This is a genomic window from Pseudoprimorskyibacter insulae (genome assembly GCF_900302505.1).
In the GTDB taxonomy this organism is placed as follows: Bacteria; Pseudomonadota; Alphaproteobacteria; order Rhodobacterales; family Rhodobacteraceae; genus Pseudoprimorskyibacter; species Pseudoprimorskyibacter insulae.
Genome location: NZ_OMOJ01000001.1, coordinates 691,444 through 708,661, shown reverse-complemented (window position 1 = coordinate 708,661; position 17,218 = coordinate 691,444). Strand labels below are relative to the sequence as shown.

Below are 17,218 nucleotides of genomic sequence, written 5' to 3'. Positions count from 1 at the left end.
AATCCAAGATGACCAAGCACGACGAAATGCAGAAGCGCCTGAAATCAGCGATCCAGCAGGCAATTCTGAATGAGGGCAGGACAGAGGGGTCAGAAGAGATCAATCTGACCAACACCGATGTTGTCGAAGCCCTTCTAGAGGTGACCGGCCTCTATGCGTCGATCCACGGATTTGAGACCTATTCGCGGACCGACCTCGCGTTCAAACATGCGCTCACGATCATGGCGCACATCGAGAGATTTCAGGAGTTACGACGGAAGGGAAAACTGCCGTTCGATGTCATCCCCCGCACCAAGATCAACTGACGCGATGGGCGGCGGCTAGGGGCCGAAAACCTCGGCAGTATGCATGACCCCTTGTCCGCCCAAAGGGGGCGCGCCGATAAAAAAACATCTCCCCCCATCCCCCTGTGGTCGCCCTTTGACAGCGCTGCGTGGAACGCCTCGGACCGACCCGTTGACTATCTGTCAGTCTGTCGGGTACGAGCCGGAGCTAAATTGCCCAGCCTTTTCATGCGGTCCGCGTTCGCGCGGGGTTTTGGCATAGCGCGCCGGGTTCCACTCGGGTGGCAAACTGCTCGGGCGGTCATTCTTGCACCCATCCCTTGCGATGGTAGTGGCGCAGCACGATGGCGCGGTTGAACAGGGGGAAGCCGATCCACAGGCCGTTGGCCGTGATCAGCGACAAGATCGCCCACAGGAACATGCCCTTGAACAGGTAGTAGAACGGGCCGAACAGCAGGCACCACAGGCGTTGCCAATTGCCCAAGATGGTTTTCGTCTGGCCGTTGAAGGCCCATGTCGCGCGTATCGTCATGCCGATTTCCTCGCTGGCTGATTTCGATGCGAGCGCAATAAGATCAGGGACCATCGCCCGTCAGGGTAATTCCCGTCCCGGCGAGGAAGACCACAGAGGTAGCCATGCCGATGCGCCGCGCCCGTTCGGATGTCGGGATTTCCGCCGTGAGCGCGCCACACAGCGCGCCAGCCGGGATTGCGGCGGGATCACATGCCTGAGGCACGCCCCGGCGCTCCTGGCTCAATACAACGCCGCCACGCGCGCGTTTCGCTCTCGATCCTCGGGGTTAGTTGCAGGTCATTCCGAGTTGCACACCGGCAGCCCACCATGCGCCTCGACATGCTCCCAGATCAACCGTCGCTCGGCATAGGCGATGTAGGGGTGCAGGATTTCCGGCTTGGGGTCGATGCCGTCAGGCAGGTGCACCGAAACGAGCAAGCCAGTCGTGTCGCCGTCGAACACGCCGTGGAATGTGACGCCCCCGGCATGGCCCTTCTGCCCGGTGGTCGCCGACCTGTGGAACGTCCGTATCCTGTGGCGTATCCCCTTCGCGCCCCATGTTCGACCGATGTAGACAGTGTTACCTGGTTCGCCACGCGCAATCAGATACACGCCTGCGCGGTCAGGCAGGCTTGCACGGTCGGTCCACTCGACGGGATGGGACAGCGCCAGTTCCACCAAACCCCGATCTGCGAGCGCCCTCGCAATTGACTGGTGATCGGGGTGTTGGAAATCCGCTCTGACACGGACCCTGTGCCTTTAGCCGGGCGGCCTGTTGTATAACACAGGCACCCCGACCATAGGTCAAAGGTGTTCAGCCGGTTGCCCGGCCTAGTCAGAGAGGGGTTTCCACGCCCCAACACGGCTGCGTCTGCCGCGTCGAGATCAGTCATAGCAGCAGATCGAGAATAGCTAAAGATGTTCTGGGGTTATCCCTGACACGCTCTGGCCTTGCGTCTTATCGATCTTCATCAGCAACTTAGGAGATCGACATGACCGAAATTGTGACGCTCAAGGCCATCTGCGACGAACTGAAGATCGACTCGCGCGAGGCTCGCGAACGGCTGCGCGCCGCCGCCAGTGACGCCAAAGCGAACCCCGAACTGGCGAAGGCGAGGAAGCCCCGCGCGCCGTGGCAATGGGTGAAGGGGTCCGCTGCCGAGAAAGAAGCGCGGCGCGCTTTGCAGCCGAAGAAACCTGCGTAGGGCTAGCCAACACCTCAGTGAAGAACGAGAGGGGCGCACATCGCGCCCCTTTTCCTTGGTCAACACTGGGGTCCGAGCTGCGCACCGCATCGTTCCCGAACAGATCGGTGTGGCAGATGTCGTCAGCCAATCCTAACCTCACGACAGTTCGCTCGTGACTTTTGCGGCCAAGCCCGCTACACCCGCTGCATGTATGACTGCTGGGAAGATATTGTAAGCGACGTGCCTTCCAAGGCTCCATTTTGTGCAACTTTTGGGATGCTGGATCCTTGGAACCGACTTTTTCGAGCAAGCGCATGAGGGACTTGGCAACAGAACCCAAGAAAGCCTACCGTCACCTCGGAAGTGAAAACGGTCAGGCGTTCATCGGTTTGGTGGCGGATTTCAGGGCGGCGTTCTTTGCCGGTGACTTACCTATGGGACCGCTTTCGGCGACGAAAGTCGAAGGCACCTTTGAGCTGGACTGGTTCGTATCCACTGGCTGCACACTGAAGACGGTGATAGCTGCATCCGGCGTTGGAGACGAAGCGTGGAAAGATGCTCATCGAATCCACCTGAAAGCTATCGTAATTGAAGGGGAGGTGTTTGCTTGATGTTTGAACCAAACTGGGCTTCCCCACCGGGCGACACAATCGCACGGCTGGCTGCGGCTGGAAAAACATCAATTCACGATTTGGCCGAACGCATCGGGTTCGAAGAAGACTTGTTTTCTGGAATAATGGAAGGGCGCGTTGTGATTTCCGATGAAATCGCAGACGCCCTATCTTCGGAGCTTGGTGCATCACGCCAGTTCTGGATCGAACGCTATAACCAGTTTCTGGGCGATAGAGCGCGGCTTGCAGGTTCTGCGCCAACCGAAGAGCTGTCTAGGTGGGGGCAGTCGTTTCCAGTTCGAGCCCTCCGAGAACTCGGTTGGCTGCCGAAAGGCTCTCGCGGTGAGCGCCTATCCGAGGACATCCTGAGCTTTTTTGGATGCGATAGCATCAGCGGTTGGAACGAGCGGTACTCCGCTGGGATTGGCCAAGTTGCATTTCGAACATCTTTTGCCTTTGAGACCGACGAGATGGCGACTTTGGCTTGGCTGCGTATCGGAGAGATGCAAGCTGAAAACCTGACCTTGGCGAAGTTTTCCGCGAGCAATTTCAAGAAACGTCTAACTGAGTTGAAGAAGCTATGTGCGCTCAAGCGCCCCGAGTTATTCTTTCCAAAACTACAGCAAGCTTGCGCTGAGGAAGGTGTTGGTCTGGTAAGCTCGAAGGCCCCGAAAGGTTGTCGAGCAAGCGGTGCAACTTGGACATCCCCAAACGGCAACCCGATTATCTTGCTAAGCTTTCGCTATTTGAGTGAAGACCATTTCTGGTTCACTTTTTTCCACGAGGCCGCACACGTGGTTCTGCATGGCACTGACCACATTTCGGTGGATGGCGCTGATCCGTCACCGCTAGGCGCGTCTGTATTCGAAGATGAAGCTGACATTTTCGCTCAAGATACGCTTGTTCCGGCTGACTTGCGAGATGAGATGTTAAACGCAATGCCGACCCGTCCTCATGCACGGAGAATCGCTCGTAAAGCCGGGGTGACACCGGGCATCATTGTTGGACAGCTTCAAAAAGCTGGGGCGCTCCAGCCGCACCAATTTAATGATCTAAAGCGCCGTTACAAATGGGAAGGGAGCACTAAACTGCCGGTCCTTTCTCACCCTCGGAAATACTCGTAAACGTCAGGGCTTTTTTGCCAATTGCAGAGGCTGTCTTCGATCACCTGTTTTCCCACGCCAAGAACCCCGTCCAAGGCATCAACGCGAGGCTCCAAGGCTCTACCGGTAATGTGATGGTCGCGATCACCGAAAAACAGTAGCCGCGCCCCTGCAAGCGGTCCTGTTGCCTTATCCAAGTAGACGCTGCCTGGTGTAATCGGAGCAAGCTGAAGTTTGCCGAGCATCGTAAGGAAATCGAACCTTCCGAGGCGTCCTCCACCGAAGCCAAACACCCCCTTCATGGACTTGTAGAGAGCATCGAAAGCCGCTTGGGGTTCCTGACCGACACTTGCATGTGTCGCGATCATTCGATCACGAAATCCGCCGAACTCAGTCTGCCACTCATAGTACGTGCGAAACGTCTTCGCTATGGCTTGAGGTTTCTTGCTCTGAAATTTGCGGTGGTTAGAAAAACTACCCGAAATGCTGGCGTCCGCCAACCGGCCAGAGTTTGCGGCCAACATGTTCTCGAACCCTGCAGGGGCTGCAGCATACTGTGCGAACGTCCAAACTGGTCCCACGCCAAACGAACCATAGACATTTGCAGCCAGTTTCCATTCGTCTACCGCGTGTTTTCCGAAATGGGTGAGGACGAAAGTTAACCAGACCGCTTCGTCGAGCTGTCCGCTTCTCTGAAAGTGAAGTGCCCCTCGTACGGGGTCGAAAATACCAGAATGCGGATCACGCCTCGCCGCATTCACGCTACGCATCAACAAAGTGTCAGTATATGAAATTCGACGTAGGCTGGACACGATCTGTTGCGCCCAGCACTGTCTCCGTTGAGCAGTCGCGATTCCGGGAAGGGGGCCAAGCTGAGCGTCAAGCTGTTCAATTTTTCCAATGAACTCATTTAGTCTGTCTTTGTGGATGCCGTTCATGCCTTGCACCTTAACCTGCGTTCTCGAATAGGTCTCGAACGGGCGATTGCTTTCGCTGCAGCTTGTCGCGAATATATATTTCGTAGATCGGCGAAATTTCCTTCATTGTCTTCACAATTCGGCGCAACTCGGGCCTTTCAGTTGTAAGGTCATCGCTGCGTTTCCTCATGTCTTCAAACATCTTGTGAATTCTAAAAAGTTCAATGAAGTCCTTCCAGTACCGAGCGAGGTCTGTCGGCGCGACATATTCGATGTTTCCGCCCCTAATTTTCCGCTCGGCGATCTTCACCTGTTCGATGTCCGGCCAAGGGTTTCCCGAGGGCATCTCAGGCATTGGGCGAGATTCATGAAAGCCTTCTCGATAATAGGCCTCAGCACCGGAAGTTGAAGTGTTCGCAGGACGATCTTCCGTTGCTGCGCTGTCATGGTATAGATGTAAACTTGTCACTGAGTGCGTGTACCTTCCCAATCCGTAGCCAAGTTCACGAGCCGCAATCTCTTGCAGCATTGTAAATGTAAAAATGTCATGGGGAAGCCCGAAGAATGCATCATTGGAACGCATATGCGTGTGCATCAACAACTGCCCGTTCCTGACCGCGAACTGAATGGTGCAGGTGCATGGCTTGTCTCCGTTCTTCGGCTTTGAATCGGAGTTGGCGTAAATCTGGATAAGTGCGTTGCGCGAGCCTTCTCTTTCTCGGAGAGTGCGGATCACCCGATCCCACTGACTCGTTTCGTCTCTCTTTTCAGATGCCATATCGCCGAAAATTCGTGGTCCGTAGGCCCCATTCGCCGTTACTTCATCTTTGATCAGCTTCGGGTAATTGGGTATGTAGTGTTTGATGAACTCGACGCTATCACTGCCTGCCAAGTACCAAAATAACTCGCCAAGTGGACTGAAGGCTTTAGCTTTCGAGAACGACCTGCTCAGCCGCGCGCGTGGGTTCTTAAGCTCCAAGAGCGCGCCGAAGACCTCAGTGCTTCTACCCTTGCTAGAGTCGACCTCAAAATTCCCACGCCCTGTGAGCAGCTGCTTGAAGACAGCTCTCAGCAGGTCGTCTAGGCTATCCTCGCTCGCGTGAAACACTGTCGTTCAACCTCGTCTGTCGGTTGAATGTCTGCCTTCTAAGGTCCGCTTTCAAGAGAAGATCGACGTTAGATGCCGTTAGCAACATCTGCTTATTAGGTCATGCGCTGTACGCTTACTACTACACCCCGCTCTGAGACATTCTTGGATACCCTCTCAGCTCGTTCAAGTAGCCAATCAAATCCCACTACCTTCACCCGGTGGCGCGCGCCATTAAGCGAAGCCAAGACCTGCTTTTGTTCGGGAGATAGGGTTTCTTCCAAGCCAACCACAACCAAGCAGTCCGGATCAGAGAACCCTGCGAAGACATCCTTTACAGTTCCAATGTGACGCAACATGTAATTGCGATAATCTGTTACTTGATGTTCGGCGTGGGTGACGTCCGCAGAAGGGTGTCCCCCCTTCGTAATTAGTGTCTTCGCGGGGCATTCAATCTCAACGACAAGATAGCTTCCGTCCGAACGTTTTACAACGAAGTCGGGCTTCCGAGAGCCAAACAAGTTCGGTTCCGGCCATACTTCAATTGCCATTGGGTCCAAAAGCTGTGGATTGGCTCCTAAGAAACTTTGAAAGACAGGTTCGTCATTCGAATTATTGGCGATGAGTTTTCGAAATTCGTTTAACACCGTATCGCCAATAGCAAGCCATCGGCTCGAAGCGGCTCGAATGAGTTCAACGGCGGCGCCATCATCCCTGAACTGCTGTTTCTGAAGCACCCCGCCTATCAAGCCTGCAACCTCCTCAATTGCGTCGATTGATAGAACCAATTCGACCAGTGCTTTTCTTGCGGCCACTTGAACTGGTGTAGGCAGATTGCCGCCTTCTGTTAGCTGTGCCCAGACCTTTGAAGGCGCTCCCACAGATACTCGCATAGGGCCTTTCCCGGCAGCTGCAGCAGAAAGGATGTCGAAAGCAATCGTCCTATTGGCATAACTGTCGTTGTCGAAGAACGCACGCCTGATGTCTTCAATGCCATCATCTCCCCATGCCAGAAGTGCCATCCCCGCAGGTTCTTTGAATTCCCACTTGAAGGTATCGCCGTCGTAGTCATCGACAAACAACAGCCGAACATGATCACGTGCGATAGGGCTGGCGTCCCGCATACAAGCGACGAGGAATTCTTCATGGACATGCAAGTTCATCGGCGATGAACGGAGTTCTCGAAACGCTTCTTCTATCAAGTTGATCGTCCTATGCTCTTCGTTCTTTGTAACAGCACACGCGAGCGCATCTACTGAAAAGACCAGACGGCGGCGATCTCCATTGCACCATGCAATGCTACCCAAATGATACCCACACCAACCTGCGCGGCCTCACGAGACCGCAAATCATTGGCTAAAAAATTGATTTAATTGAGTTTTAGTGGTGCCCGGGGGCGGAATCGAACCACCGACACGAGGATTTTCAATCCACTGCTCTACCCCTGAGCTACCCGGGCACGGGGAACGCTGTTGCGTTCGGGTGCAGGCCTTCTAGGCGAGGTGTGGGGCGGTGTCCAGAGGCATTTTGACAAATTCGTCAAGAAATTCAGACGGTCCGGAATGGGCCTGTCGGAACACCTGAAATCAGCCCTGTCTGCCTGTGAAGGAGCACAGGGTAATCCCCGATTGCTCAAGCATTTCGCGGATCGCTCGGGCCATAGCGATGGCGGTATCCCCGTCGCCGTGCAGGCAAATTGTATCGACGGCAGCAGGACAGATCTGGCCGTCTTGGGTTTCGATGCCGCCCGCTTCGATCATGCGCAGCACGCGGCTGGCGGCGTCTGTGGGGTCGTGCAGGACGGCGCCGGGCTGGCCGCGCGGGACCAAGGTCAGATCGCTTTGATAGGCGCGGTCGGCAAAGACCTCTCCGGCCCAGGGCAAGCCAAGATCCTGGGCGGCCTGTTGCTGACAGGTTCCGGTGATGACCACAGCGATCACACCCGGCGCGGCCAATTTCGCCCCTTCCAGACAGGCGCGCGCCACCGCCAAATCGCGCGAGGCCATATTGGCCATCGCCCCGTGCAGCTTGACATGGCGGAGCTGTGCCCCGGCGGCCTCGGCCATGGCGCGGGCGGCACCGACTTGATAGCAGACCAGATTGCGCAAGCTGTCCACGGGCATGGCCATATCGCGGCGGCCAAAGCCTTGCAGATCGGGGAAACCGGGATGCGCCCCGACGCCAACACCATTTTCGGCGGCGGCGGCGATGGTCTTGGCCATCACATCCCAGTCGCCCGCATGCATCCCGCAGGCGATATTCGCCGAAGTCACGATCCCCAGCAGATCGGCGTCACGCCCCATGGGCCATGGGCCAAAGCTCTCGCCCAGATCGGCGTTCAGGTCGATGGTTGGCATGGGGCCTCCTTAGTCGTCGCCAGCAGTCACGCCGCCAATCAATTGGTAGGACAATAGGTCAGGAATGTCATGGGGATCGCGAATGCGCGCCCGGCACTGGCGCGGCAAAGCGGCCAGATGGGCGCGGTAGGCAGCATCGAGAGAGACCGCCTCGTCCAAAGTCACGAAAGCAAAGCTGAACATGGCCCCTGCCGGAGCCTGCGCCACGCGCGGCAGGTCGCAGGGCAGAACCGTGCCGATGCGCGGATAGCCTCCGGTGGTCTGGCATTCGTTCAGAAGGATAAAGGGTGTGCCGTCGCCGGTGATCTGGACATCACCGGGCACGACGATTTCGGACAAGACCGAGAGGCCCGACGCAGTGCCAAAGCCGTCACCATCGCCAATCAGACGGACGCCCATGCGGTTGGCCCGCACATCGCGGCGAAAGGCGGAGGAGGCAAAGCGGACTTGTTGGTCCTGTGGGAACAGCCCTGTCTGAAAACCGGGCAGGATGCGTAATGTGCCCCCGCCCCAGCGGTCTGCGGGATCAAGGGTCAAGCCACCCTTGGTGGTTTGTGTGCCAGCGTACAAAACCGCACCGGCGGTCAATGCCGGGAACAACCCGGTTGCGACATGCTGGCTGCGAGAGCCGAGCATTTGCGGGCCGTCGAAGCCTGCGCCGATATGCAGGTAGCCATAGGTGCCGCCCCGCGCGCCGCCGATCTCTAACACCGTACCTTGGCGCAGGTGGTGCGAAGCGTTCCACGCCAGCGCCGCCCCGTCGCAGGTGGCGGGCATCGACGCGCCGGTCAGGGCCACAACGATATCGCGCAGAACCTCAAACCGGCCCCCTGCCCCCGGCATTTCAAGCGCGGCGCAGCCCGGCGGTTGCGACAACAGCGCCGCGCCTTCGTGCAGGGCAATCAGGTCAGCCGCCCCGCTGCGCGACACGCCAAGCGCCATACCGCCGACCCGCCCCTGATCCTGAAGCGATGCGCCGGGCGCGATGGCCACAACTCGAAGCGCGGGGGATGTCATGCGATACCCCTCAGGGTCACGCCGCCCATCGGGTCGCGCTTTAGCTGGTCAAAGGCCTCTGGCGTGACGGCGTCAAACCGCACCTCATCGCCGGGGCGGAGCAGGAACGGATCGTCAGCCTCGGGCCGGAAGAGCGGCGCGGCGGTTTGACCCACATGTCGCCATCCGGTGGGCATGGCGACGGAAAACAGAACAAACTGGCGCAGGGCAACCACCAAGGCCCCGGCAGGCACCTGAGGCGTCAGGCCCGTTTGGCGGGGAATATCCCAATTGTCGGGCAAAGCGCCAAGATAGGGCTGCCCCGGCGCAAAACCGATTGTCTGCACCCGGACTTGAGTGCCGGACATTTGCGCGATGGCCTCTTGTGGCGTCACACCGGCGGCGGTGGCGGCCTCCTCAAGTTGCGGGGCAAGTGTGCTTCCGTAAGCAGTTGGAATTGTTACCAAACGTCGCCCGCCGGGCAATGCGGCATGGAACCAATCCTGTGCCCCAAGCAAACCAGCCAGCCGCTCGGCCATAGCCGTATGCGCCACGCCATGGGGATCAAACCGCACATAGACCGACACCAGCGACGACGAGGTCTCAATAACTTCAGACCACCCAGCCCGATCCACGGCCGCCCGAAAAGCCAGCGCCGCACGGTTGGCCGGCTCATTCAGCGCCCCGGCAAAGCGCACCAAGATCCCGTCCACGCCCATCGGCTGGATGCTGGGAAAATCAGATATCTGGGCAAGGCTCTGCATCGGCCAAGGAGTAACAGCAGTTTGCCCGCCGGGAAAAGGGGGTGGCTGGCGATGTTCACGATTTGCTAACCGCGCTTGCGCATTTTACCCGCAGTCAAAGCAGGACATGCCATGCGTGATTTCCCTTCTCCTCCGGCCAATGCTCGGACCCGCACGCGGGCGCAGCAGTTGCATGCCGATCTGGCCGGTCTGGTCGCCGACGGGCATATCCCCGCCGATTGCCGGATCAATGAAAACCGGCTGGCGGCGCAATTGGGGGCCTCGCGCACACCGCTGCGCGAAGCGTTGAACCGGCTGGCAGGCGAAGGGCTGATCCGGGCCATTCCCGGCGGTTTTGCAACCCTGCCCGACGATCCAACGGCGTTCACCCCACTGGCCCGCATTCGACAGGCGATCGAACTGGTCGCGCTGGACTTAACGCTCCATACCGCGCCACCGCACCAAATCGCGCAGTTCGTTGCGTGGCTGGAACACAACGATCCCTGTCCGGCGGATGTGCGCGGGGATGAAGCCTTTCATTTACGCCTATGCGATTTGGCGCAAGCGCCTGAACTGACCTGCCGCCTTCGACCCTTGCTTCTGCGCCTGCGTCCCTATCGCACGGCGCAGGGTGTCACTGCCGACCAAGCCCATCACCGCATTGCCTTGGCGCTGGCGCGGCAAGACAGGGCCGCCGCGCGGGCATTTCTAACCGCGCATCTGGCCCCCGCCCCCTTGGCTGAGGCGGCAACACCCGACTAACCCCAAAGAACAGCACCGGGATTCGCAGCTTTTGCTGCCCCAAACCGACCCGGCCCTGCCACCACACCCCGCAAACCACTGAAAACAAAAATTTCTTCGGGTTTGTGATTTTTTTTGAATTTTCCGCTTGCGCCCGAAAGCGGCTTTGCATAAACACCGCCTCACGCCAAGCAGCGGCGCACAACACACCGCAGCGAAGCACAGAGTGGCCCGTTCGTCTATCGGTTAGGACGCCAGGTTTTCAACCTGGAAAGAGGGGTTCGATTCCCCTACGGGCTGCCACTTTCCCCCAAATGCGAACGATTTTGTCCCTGTCATCAGGTATGATGTGCGCCTTTGTGATGCCCGCTGTCATTTTCCTGCTCGCCCGGCAGATTGCCGATGGCCGTTGACTTGATCCTGCCGCACCACCACATTCCGGTTATGACTCATTTCTGTCAGACACCTTGCGCTACGCGAATTATCGTCCCGGCCTGAACCGCCGGGCCGGATGATTGTTGTCTGACGTTTTCCGCGCAACTTGCGCAAATAAATGAGCTTTTCATGCCCCCAAACACCCCGACGCTGCACCTTTTGTGCGGCAAAGTCGCTGCTGGCAAATCAACGCTGGCGGCAAAGCTTGCCGATGCCGACCAGACCGTTCTGATCTCTGAGGATGACTGGCTGTCGAAACTCTACGGCGACCAGATGCAAAGCTTGCGCGATTACGTGCGCTTTAGCGCGGCGCTGCAGTCTGCCATGGCCCCGCATGTGACCGCCTTGCTGAAGGCAGGGGTTTCGGTCGTCCTGGACTTTCCGGCGAACACCTCTGAGACGCGCGTTTGGATGCGCGACATCCTAAGGGCCAGCGGTGCCCACCACGAGTTGCACCTTTTAACCCCGCCGGACAAGATCTGCATCGCCCGCATGCATGCGCGGAACGCGGGCGACGATCATCCGTTTTCCGTCACCGAAGAACAGTTCCATCGCATCTCGGCCTATTTTGAACCGCCCAGACCAGAGGAAGGGTTTCACATCGTGCACCATCAGGCCACCGACGGGGCCAAACCCTAGCTCCCGCACAATCCCATTGATCCGGCGACGAATCTGTGCGCCACTGCGGGCATTGAACTGCGAAGTACGATGACCCACGCTCGACCAGACTCGCTTTGGCAGGTCAGCTGCCTGGAACGGTTTACCGCACCTGTGTTCGCAGGTGATGCGGCGGCTGATCTGGTGATTATTGGCGGCGGGTACACCGGGTGTTCGGCGGCGCTTCATGCGGCTGAGTACGGGGCTTCTGTCTATGTGCTTGAGGGCCAGACTATTGGCCATGGCGGGTCTGGCCGCAATGTCGGGCTGTGCAATGCCGGGCTGTGGCTGCCGCCCGATGATATTGAGGCGCGTGTTGGACAAGAGGCAGGGGCGCATCTGGTCTCGGTCCTGTCGCAAGCGCCGGATCTGGTCTTTTCGCTGATTGAGTCGCATCAGATCGAATGCGAGGCGGTCCGCTCTGGCACGCTTCATTGCGGGCATGCGCCGGGCGCCATGTCGGACCTGCGCAAGCGGTACGACCAACTGCAGCGCCGGGGTGCGCCGGTGGAATTGCTGAACCGGGACGAGGCAGTTTTGCGCGTTGGCAGCCAATCGGTTCACGGCGCGCTGTTCGACCCGCGCGCCGGTACGATCCAGCCCCTTGCCTATGTACGCGGGCTGGCCCGTGCCGCCGTCGCGGCGGGGGCGCATCTGCACGAAAAATCCCCCGCCCTCAAAGTGGCCCGCAAAGGCAGCGCTTGGGTAGTGGAAACGGCCAAGGGGCGCATTCGGGCCAAGGCGATCTTACTGGCGACCAATGGCTACAACGTCCCGATCAAGGGCCTGCCCAACCCGGCCTTGGTGCCGGTGCATTATTTCCAAGGGGCCACCCCGCCCCTGCCCTCTGACGTACTGGACAGTATTCTGCCCGGTCTGGAAGGGTGCTGGGATACCGCGCTGGTCATGTCGTCTTGGCGGCGCGACGGGCGGGGGCGGCTGATTGTCGGCGCGATGGGCAACCCAGAACATCTGGCGGGCGGCGTCCACCGGGCTTGGCTGCAACGCAAGCTTGGGGCGTTGTTCCCCGAACTGGCCAAGACCGAGCTTGCGCCGATCTGGTCGGGGCGGATCGCGATGACCGCCGAATATATGCCCAAGATTTTGGAATTTGGGCCGAAAGCTATGGCCGTGTTTGGCTATTCGGGGCGCGGCATTGGGCCGGGAACGGTGTTTGGCAAGGCGGCGGCCCTATCGCTTATTGGCGACAAAACCGCTCTGCCCATTCCGCAGGTCACCGCGCATTCCCTGCCAATGGCCGGATTGCGCGGCGCTTATTATGAGACCGGCGCGGTACTGAACCACGCCTTTCGAAACCGGATCTGACGGTTACTTGCGGTCGCCGATCACCTCGGCCAGCATCGCGCGTTCTTCCTCGGTCAGGTCGGTCAAAGGGGACCGCACTGGCCCGGTGTCAAACCCGCGCAGGGCAACGCCCGCTTTGATCGCCGACACGGCATAACCCGACTTGCGGTCGCGCACCTTGGCGAAGGGGTAGTAGAATTCCTTCAGCAGGGCGTGGCAGGTGGCATCATCCCCGGCCTGAAACGCCGCATGGAAGGCCAGCGCGGTTTCGGGAACAAAGTTGAACACCGCCGAGGAATAGGTATCCACCCCCGCGCCGCGGAAGGCTTGGGCGAACAGCTCATGGGTGGGCATCCCGCCGATATAGGCCAGACGGTCGCCAAGGGTCACGGTGATGCGCTTGACCGTATCGATATCGCCCGTGCCATCCTTAAAGCCGATCAGGTTCGGGCAATCGGCGACCAGACGTTCCAACGTCGCCGCCGAACAGACCGATTGACCCCGGTTGTAGACGATCACGCCCATATTGGTAGAGTTGCAGACCGCGCGGATATGCGCCTCAATCCCATCTTGCGGCGCGCCGATCAGGTAATGCGGCAAAAGCAGGATACCGTCGCCGCCCGCCGCCTCGATCGCCTTTGCCAGATCGCAGGCCATGCGCGTGCCATAGCCGCAACCGGCAATCACCGGCTGGCCCGGCTGGACCGCGCGGGCGGTGCGCACTACTTCGACGATTTCTTCGGGCGAGAGCGAGAACATCTCGCCCGTGCCGCCTGCCACGATCAGACCCGCAATTTTATGCGGCGACAGCCATTCCAAGTGATCCGCAAACGCCTTGGTGTTCACGGCATCGTTCGCCGTGAAGGGCGTTACCGGAAAAGACAGCAGACCAGAGCGGATGACATCGCGTAGGTCGTTGGGGGCAATCATGGCAGGGCCTTTCGTAAATCAATCTTCGTCTTCGGGATGGATGCCATCGGCGGTAAACACACCGCCTTGATAGATGACATCAGGGGCGTCAGGGGCGGGTTGCGGCACCGTTTTCATCAGGTGGTCGCGGAACTTGTCCGAATTGTCCTTGGGCTGCCAGCCCAGATAGGCGGTTTGGGAATTGTCCCACCAAGACGTGCTGTTGTCAGACGCGCCATAGATGATCGGGCAACCCAAATGCGGCACGGTAAAGGCCCGTTCGATCAAGGACACGAAATCATCGGGGCTGAACCACGTGGCCAACATCCGATGCGTAACCGGCGCATCAAGGCAAGATCCGATGCGCACAATGGCCGTCTGCTGGCCGAATTTGTCGTAATACATACTGGCCATGGATTCGCCAAAGACCTTGGACACGCCGTATAACCCGTCAGGACGTGTCGTGGCCGAGGCATCCAGCCGCTCGGTCTGTTTGTGATAGCCAATCGCGTGGTTGGAGCTGGCAAAGATGATGCGCGGCATGCCGTGTTTGCGCGCCGCCTCATAAAGGTTCACGACGCCTTCGATGTTGGATTGGCGAATAACGCTCCATTTGTCTTCGATCGACCGGCCGCCCAGATGCACGATGGCATCGCAACCAGCCACCAAATCATCAACGGCGGCGGCATCATCCAGATTGCACTGGACCAATTCCTCATTCGCGGCGGCGGCGCCAAGATCGGCCACATCCGAAAGCCGCAGGATCGGTGCCAGATGCGCAAGGCGCTGGCGCATCATATTGCCAAGAAACCCGGCCGCGCCGGTGATAAGCAGTCGTTGCAAAGATCTGCCCCCTTAGTACGCCGCAGCCGAACAGGCCTGCCGCAGCAAGTTGCGAACTGATATATTAGCGTATCACTCGAAGGTCAACGTGCGCTTGTGACGCGTTCCTCGATGAATTGTGCCACGCGTGCCCGGTTGGTCTCATCGTCCCAAGTCCGGGCGTCAACAGCATTCGCGCGGATCTCAAGCACTGGCAAGCCCGCGTGTTCCAACGCCAGTTTGCACAATCTTGTCCCAAGCGATGCCATCCGGTCATTGACCGGCGTCAACATCACCGCCCCATCTGCACGGAAATCCCGCGCTTGCTTCAAAATCCATTCGGCCATCCATGGCGGCTGATGCAGCTGTTCGCTCATGGAAATATGCCGCGCAGCCAAGGCGCGAAGGGGATCACTGTCGTAATATTTGCGATACCCGTCGCTCAGAAAATCCGAATACATCGACCAGACAAACACCGTGTCATGCGATTGTTCGAAATAGCGGTAGAAGGCCGTGTTGAACCACAACCCGTTGTTAAGCCACAACAAACGGCGCTTTTCGCCCGTGCAGATGCCCTGCCCCGCAGCAACCCTATCGGCGATTTCATCGCGGTAGGCATTGGCATGGTCAATTGCCCATTGGCTGCCGCGCTGCCATGTGCAGGCCATGACATTGGTCAGTTGTTCCGCCAAGGGCACAGGGCAGAGCGGCGCCGAGGCGATCAGATCACGCGCTTCAGCGATCACCTCGCCCAAGCGGTTGATATTGGCCATGTCCCGTTCCAACCGGGACTGGCGAAACGGTTTGCCGGTCGCCTGTTCGGCGGTGTGGATCAGCGCCTTTAGCTGCTCGACCTGAAAATCCAGCCGGTGCGGCTCATACAGCGCCTCCCACCCGTGCTGCGCGGCCTCGGGCCATCCGGGGCGTAACTCGGTCTGGCCGGGCGCATCCATCAGAACCAACGGGCAGTCAAACGCCTCGGCCCAAAGCTCGCCCACGCGCTGCACATAGTCGGACCGCAGTCGTTCGAGGATCAGCGCAGGTTTCGGCAGCCCGCCATATGGCGCGCGGGCCGGATCGTTGTCCAAGGTGCTGATGTAGGGCAAAGTGCTGTAGCGCGGCAGACCGTCGTGGAAGCCCATGTTTTCCATCAAGGAAAAGTAATAGGGCGAAAGCTGCTTGGCACTGATGACCGCCGAATACCACGGGATCGGCACCACCGGCACATCCATCGCATGAAACACCTCATGCGGGGCGACGGCGGCGGCGATGGCATAGGGCTCACCCGCTTGCAAAACCCGGGCGCGGAATTCCTGAAACCACTGCTTTTGGTTTTCACGGGCCAACGCGGTGACGGACAGAGGCGGCAGATCAGACATGCGCGGCCTCCTGCGCCAATGCGATTGCCTGCGCGATTGTGGCCTTCAAAGCCCCGTCATCGGGGTCAAAATACCCCCGGCCCGTCAGCAAAACCGACGGGATACCAGCGGCTTGCAGCAGATCGCGCCGCCGCGGCCAATCCCACCCCAACGTGTCGTCCACATCCTCAAGCACACAGATGTGAACCTGCGCCCCTGCGTCTTGGCAGCGCTGGACGAACGCCTCGTCCAACGGGCGCTGCGGGGTTTGGCGCACCGATGGCGCATGCAATTGGTAGTATTCTGTCACGGCCTCAAACGGGTCCGTCTCGGGTTCAACCAATGGCCCACCCAAGCGATCCGCCGCAACATGATCATCGACCGCCAGAACCGCCCCGGCATCATCCAGCGCCTGATAAACCCTTGTATCGTCGCGCATGGATCCAGACAGCACGACGCGCAAGCCCGCCGTTTGCACGATGGATTGATCCGCGAGCCGCCCCGCCAAATCGGCATAGTCCGAGGCTGAGACCGCGCCGAACAAAGCGGCAAACCGGTGCGCATCGGCGGCCGTGATCCGCCCGGCGCTGCGCAGCGCGACCACCCGCCGAAGCGCCAACCGCATCGCGTTCACCTGCGCAATCGCCTGCGCCAAACCCTGCGCGGTAATCGGCTGGCCAAGCGTCCCAAGCCGCTGCGCCAAATTGTCAATCCGGTCGCGGTCATAGCGCGACGTGGCCCAAGCCGGGGTTTGCAGCAGATCGACCAAGGCAACGGGCGGCATATCAAGCTCCGGCTCCCAGCGCTGCGCCTCATCCAGATAGTATTTCAGATGCAGATGCTGTTCTGACGCGTGGGGCAATAGCGCCAGATCAAGACCGGCAAACCGCCCCTGCAAGAATTGATCGAACAGCGACCGAACCTCGCCATCCATTTCCGCCTCCATGTACCGGTCGGCCAATGTCGGCATGCGGTCCGTTTGCCCATAAAGCCGCACGGGACGCAGACCAGCAGCCAGCACCAGTTCAATCGGGGCAATTGGCGTGATCAGCCCGACGCCACCAGCCCGGCAGCAATGCCGCGCGGCATAGCGTGCATGCAGGTCAGCCAAGGCCGTCATAGACCGAAGCCATTGAATTTCGATGACATCCCCGCGCCTCCGGCAAGACAGAACAATTGACAGAAGACTAGG

Annotated in this window: 20 protein-coding genes and 2 tRNA genes; 8 read left to right on the top strand and 14 right to left on the bottom strand. The window is 59.2% G+C overall.

Annotation, left to right across the window (positions count from 1 at the left end; all coding sequences use genetic code 11):
• Window positions 1–8 precede the first annotated feature (8 nt).
• Entirely contained in the window at window positions 9–305 is a 297-nt protein-coding gene (locus PRI8871_RS03670; protein ID WP_108884814.1) for a hypothetical protein, read from the top strand.
• A gap of 280 nt (window positions 306–585) precedes the next feature.
• Here the strand turns inward: PRI8871_RS03670 and PRI8871_RS03665 are convergent, their stop codons facing one another.
• The 3 genes from PRI8871_RS03665 to PRI8871_RS03660 form a co-directional block, all read right to left on the bottom strand.
• Window positions 586–816, bottom strand: coding sequence for a hypothetical protein (locus tag PRI8871_RS03665; protein ID WP_108885190.1), 231 nt, complete (start codon window positions 814–816; stop codon window positions 586–588).
• Between the two features lie 43 nt (window positions 817–859).
• Window positions 860–1,021, bottom strand: a complete 162-nt coding sequence (locus PRI8871_RS19505; protein WP_181389361.1) for a hypothetical protein — start codon at window positions 1,019–1,021, stop codon at window positions 860–862.
• A gap of 74 nt (window positions 1,022–1,095) precedes the next feature.
• The gene (locus PRI8871_RS03660) at window positions 1,096–1,476 is read right to left on the bottom strand and encodes a GIY-YIG nuclease family protein (protein WP_146188643.1); all 381 of its coding nucleotides are present in this window, start codon (window positions 1,474–1,476) and stop codon (window positions 1,096–1,098) included.
• A gap of 314 nt (window positions 1,477–1,790) precedes the next feature.
• Here PRI8871_RS03660 and PRI8871_RS03655 point away from each other — a divergent pair, with 314 nt between their 5' ends.
• The 3 genes from PRI8871_RS03655 to PRI8871_RS03645 all read left to right on the top strand — a co-directional run bounded on the left by PRI8871_RS03655 (window position 1,791) and on the right by PRI8871_RS03645 (window position 3,720).
• Complete coding sequence (locus PRI8871_RS03655; RefSeq protein WP_108884812.1) at window positions 1,791–2,003, top strand: hypothetical protein; 213 nt, start codon at window positions 1,791–1,793, stop codon at window positions 2,001–2,003.
• A 305-nt stretch (window positions 2,004–2,308) separates the two neighbouring features.
• The gene (locus PRI8871_RS03650; RefSeq protein WP_181389360.1) at window positions 2,309–2,596 is read left to right on the top strand and encodes a hypothetical protein; all 288 of its coding nucleotides are present in this window, start codon (window positions 2,309–2,311) and stop codon (window positions 2,594–2,596) included.
• A complete protein-coding gene (locus PRI8871_RS03645; RefSeq protein WP_108884810.1) occupies window positions 2,596–3,720 on the top strand; it encodes an ImmA/IrrE family metallo-endopeptidase in 1,125 nt (374 codons plus the stop codon). The genes PRI8871_RS03650 and PRI8871_RS03645 overlap by 1 nt, the downstream gene beginning before the upstream one ends.
• On the opposite strand, the gene PRI8871_RS03640 is transcribed toward PRI8871_RS03645, so the two are convergent.
• From PRI8871_RS03640 to PRI8871_RS03610, 7 genes are all read right to left on the bottom strand, one after another.
• Complete coding sequence (locus tag PRI8871_RS03640; RefSeq protein ID WP_108884809.1) at window positions 3,699–4,637, bottom strand: alpha-glutamyl/putrescinyl thymine pyrophosphorylase clade 3 protein; 939 nt, start codon at window positions 4,635–4,637, stop codon at window positions 3,699–3,701. The two genes, PRI8871_RS03645 and PRI8871_RS03640, sit on opposite strands and share 22 nt — an antisense overlap.
• 10 nt (window positions 4,638–4,647) lie before the next feature.
• Window positions 4,648–5,724 (bottom strand): thymidylate synthase, encoded by a 1,077-nt coding sequence (locus PRI8871_RS03635; protein ID WP_108884808.1) that lies wholly within the window; start codon window positions 5,722–5,724, stop codon window positions 4,648–4,650.
• 95 nt (window positions 5,725–5,819) lie between these two features.
• A complete protein-coding gene (locus PRI8871_RS03630; RefSeq protein ID WP_146188641.1) occupies window positions 5,820–6,905 on the bottom strand; it encodes a Shedu anti-phage system protein SduA domain-containing protein in 1,086 nt (361 codons plus the stop codon).
• A gap of 182 nt (window positions 6,906–7,087) precedes the next feature.
• Window positions 7,088–7,162, bottom strand: a tRNA-Phe gene (locus PRI8871_RS03625).
• A 127-nt stretch (window positions 7,163–7,289) separates the two neighbouring features.
• Entirely contained in the window at window positions 7,290–8,060 is a 771-nt protein-coding gene (locus tag PRI8871_RS03620) for a LamB/YcsF family protein (RefSeq protein WP_108884806.1), read from the bottom strand.
• A 9-nt stretch (window positions 8,061–8,069) separates the two neighbouring features.
• Window positions 8,070–9,077, bottom strand: coding sequence for a 5-oxoprolinase subunit C family protein (locus tag PRI8871_RS03615; RefSeq protein WP_108884805.1), 1,008 nt, complete (start codon window positions 9,075–9,077; stop codon window positions 8,070–8,072).
• Window positions 9,074–9,820 (bottom strand): 5-oxoprolinase subunit B family protein, encoded by a 747-nt coding sequence (locus tag PRI8871_RS03610; RefSeq protein ID WP_108884804.1) that lies wholly within the window; start codon window positions 9,818–9,820, stop codon window positions 9,074–9,076. The genes PRI8871_RS03615 and PRI8871_RS03610 overlap by 4 nt, the downstream gene beginning before the upstream one ends.
• A gap of 111 nt (window positions 9,821–9,931) precedes the next feature.
• Between PRI8871_RS03610 and PRI8871_RS03605 the strand changes: the two genes are divergently transcribed.
• The 4 genes from PRI8871_RS03605 to PRI8871_RS03590 all read left to right on the top strand — a co-directional run bounded on the left by PRI8871_RS03605 (window position 9,932) and on the right by PRI8871_RS03590 (window position 12,958).
• Window positions 9,932–10,561 carry a GntR family transcriptional regulator gene (locus PRI8871_RS03605; RefSeq protein WP_108884803.1) on the top strand — a complete coding sequence of 210 codons (630 nt, stop codon included), beginning with the start codon at window positions 9,932–9,934 and terminating at the stop codon, window positions 10,559–10,561.
• A gap of 207 nt (window positions 10,562–10,768) precedes the next feature.
• Window positions 10,769–10,843: transfer RNA gene (locus tag PRI8871_RS03600), tRNA-Glu, on the top strand.
• Between the two features lie 219 nt (window positions 10,844–11,062).
• Window positions 11,063–11,614: a P-loop nucleotide/nucleoside kinase family protein gene (locus PRI8871_RS03595; protein ID WP_306418438.1), complete on the top strand. Its 552-nt coding sequence runs from the start codon at window positions 11,063–11,065 to the stop codon at window positions 11,612–11,614.
• 69 nt (window positions 11,615–11,683) lie between these two features.
• The gene (locus PRI8871_RS03590; RefSeq protein WP_108884801.1) at window positions 11,684–12,958 is read left to right on the top strand and encodes an NAD(P)/FAD-dependent oxidoreductase; all 1,275 of its coding nucleotides are present in this window, start codon (window positions 11,684–11,686) and stop codon (window positions 12,956–12,958) included.
• Between the two features lie 3 nt (window positions 12,959–12,961).
• Here PRI8871_RS03590 and PRI8871_RS03585 read toward each other — a convergent pair whose 3' ends face one another.
• The 4 genes from PRI8871_RS03585 to PRI8871_RS03570 form a co-directional block, all read right to left on the bottom strand.
• Window positions 12,962–13,864, bottom strand: a complete 903-nt coding sequence (locus PRI8871_RS03585) for a 5-dehydro-4-deoxyglucarate dehydratase (protein ID WP_219929002.1) — start codon at window positions 13,862–13,864, stop codon at window positions 12,962–12,964.
• 21 nt (window positions 13,865–13,885) lie between these two features.
• Window positions 13,886–14,689 carry an NAD-dependent epimerase/dehydratase family protein gene (locus PRI8871_RS03580; RefSeq protein WP_108884799.1) on the bottom strand — a complete coding sequence of 268 codons (804 nt, stop codon included), beginning with the start codon at window positions 14,687–14,689 and terminating at the stop codon, window positions 13,886–13,888.
• Between the two features lie 83 nt (window positions 14,690–14,772).
• Window positions 14,773–16,047 (bottom strand): 2-hydroxyacyl-CoA dehydratase family protein, encoded by a 1,275-nt coding sequence (locus PRI8871_RS03575; protein WP_108884798.1) that lies wholly within the window; start codon window positions 16,045–16,047, stop codon window positions 14,773–14,775.
• Window positions 16,040–17,146 carry a 2-hydroxyacyl-CoA dehydratase family protein gene (locus PRI8871_RS03570; protein ID WP_108884797.1) on the bottom strand — a complete coding sequence of 369 codons (1,107 nt, stop codon included), beginning with the start codon at window positions 17,144–17,146 and terminating at the stop codon, window positions 16,040–16,042. Before PRI8871_RS03570 ends, PRI8871_RS03575 begins: the two co-directional genes overlap by 8 nt.
• Window positions 17,147–17,218: the final 72 nt, after the last annotated feature.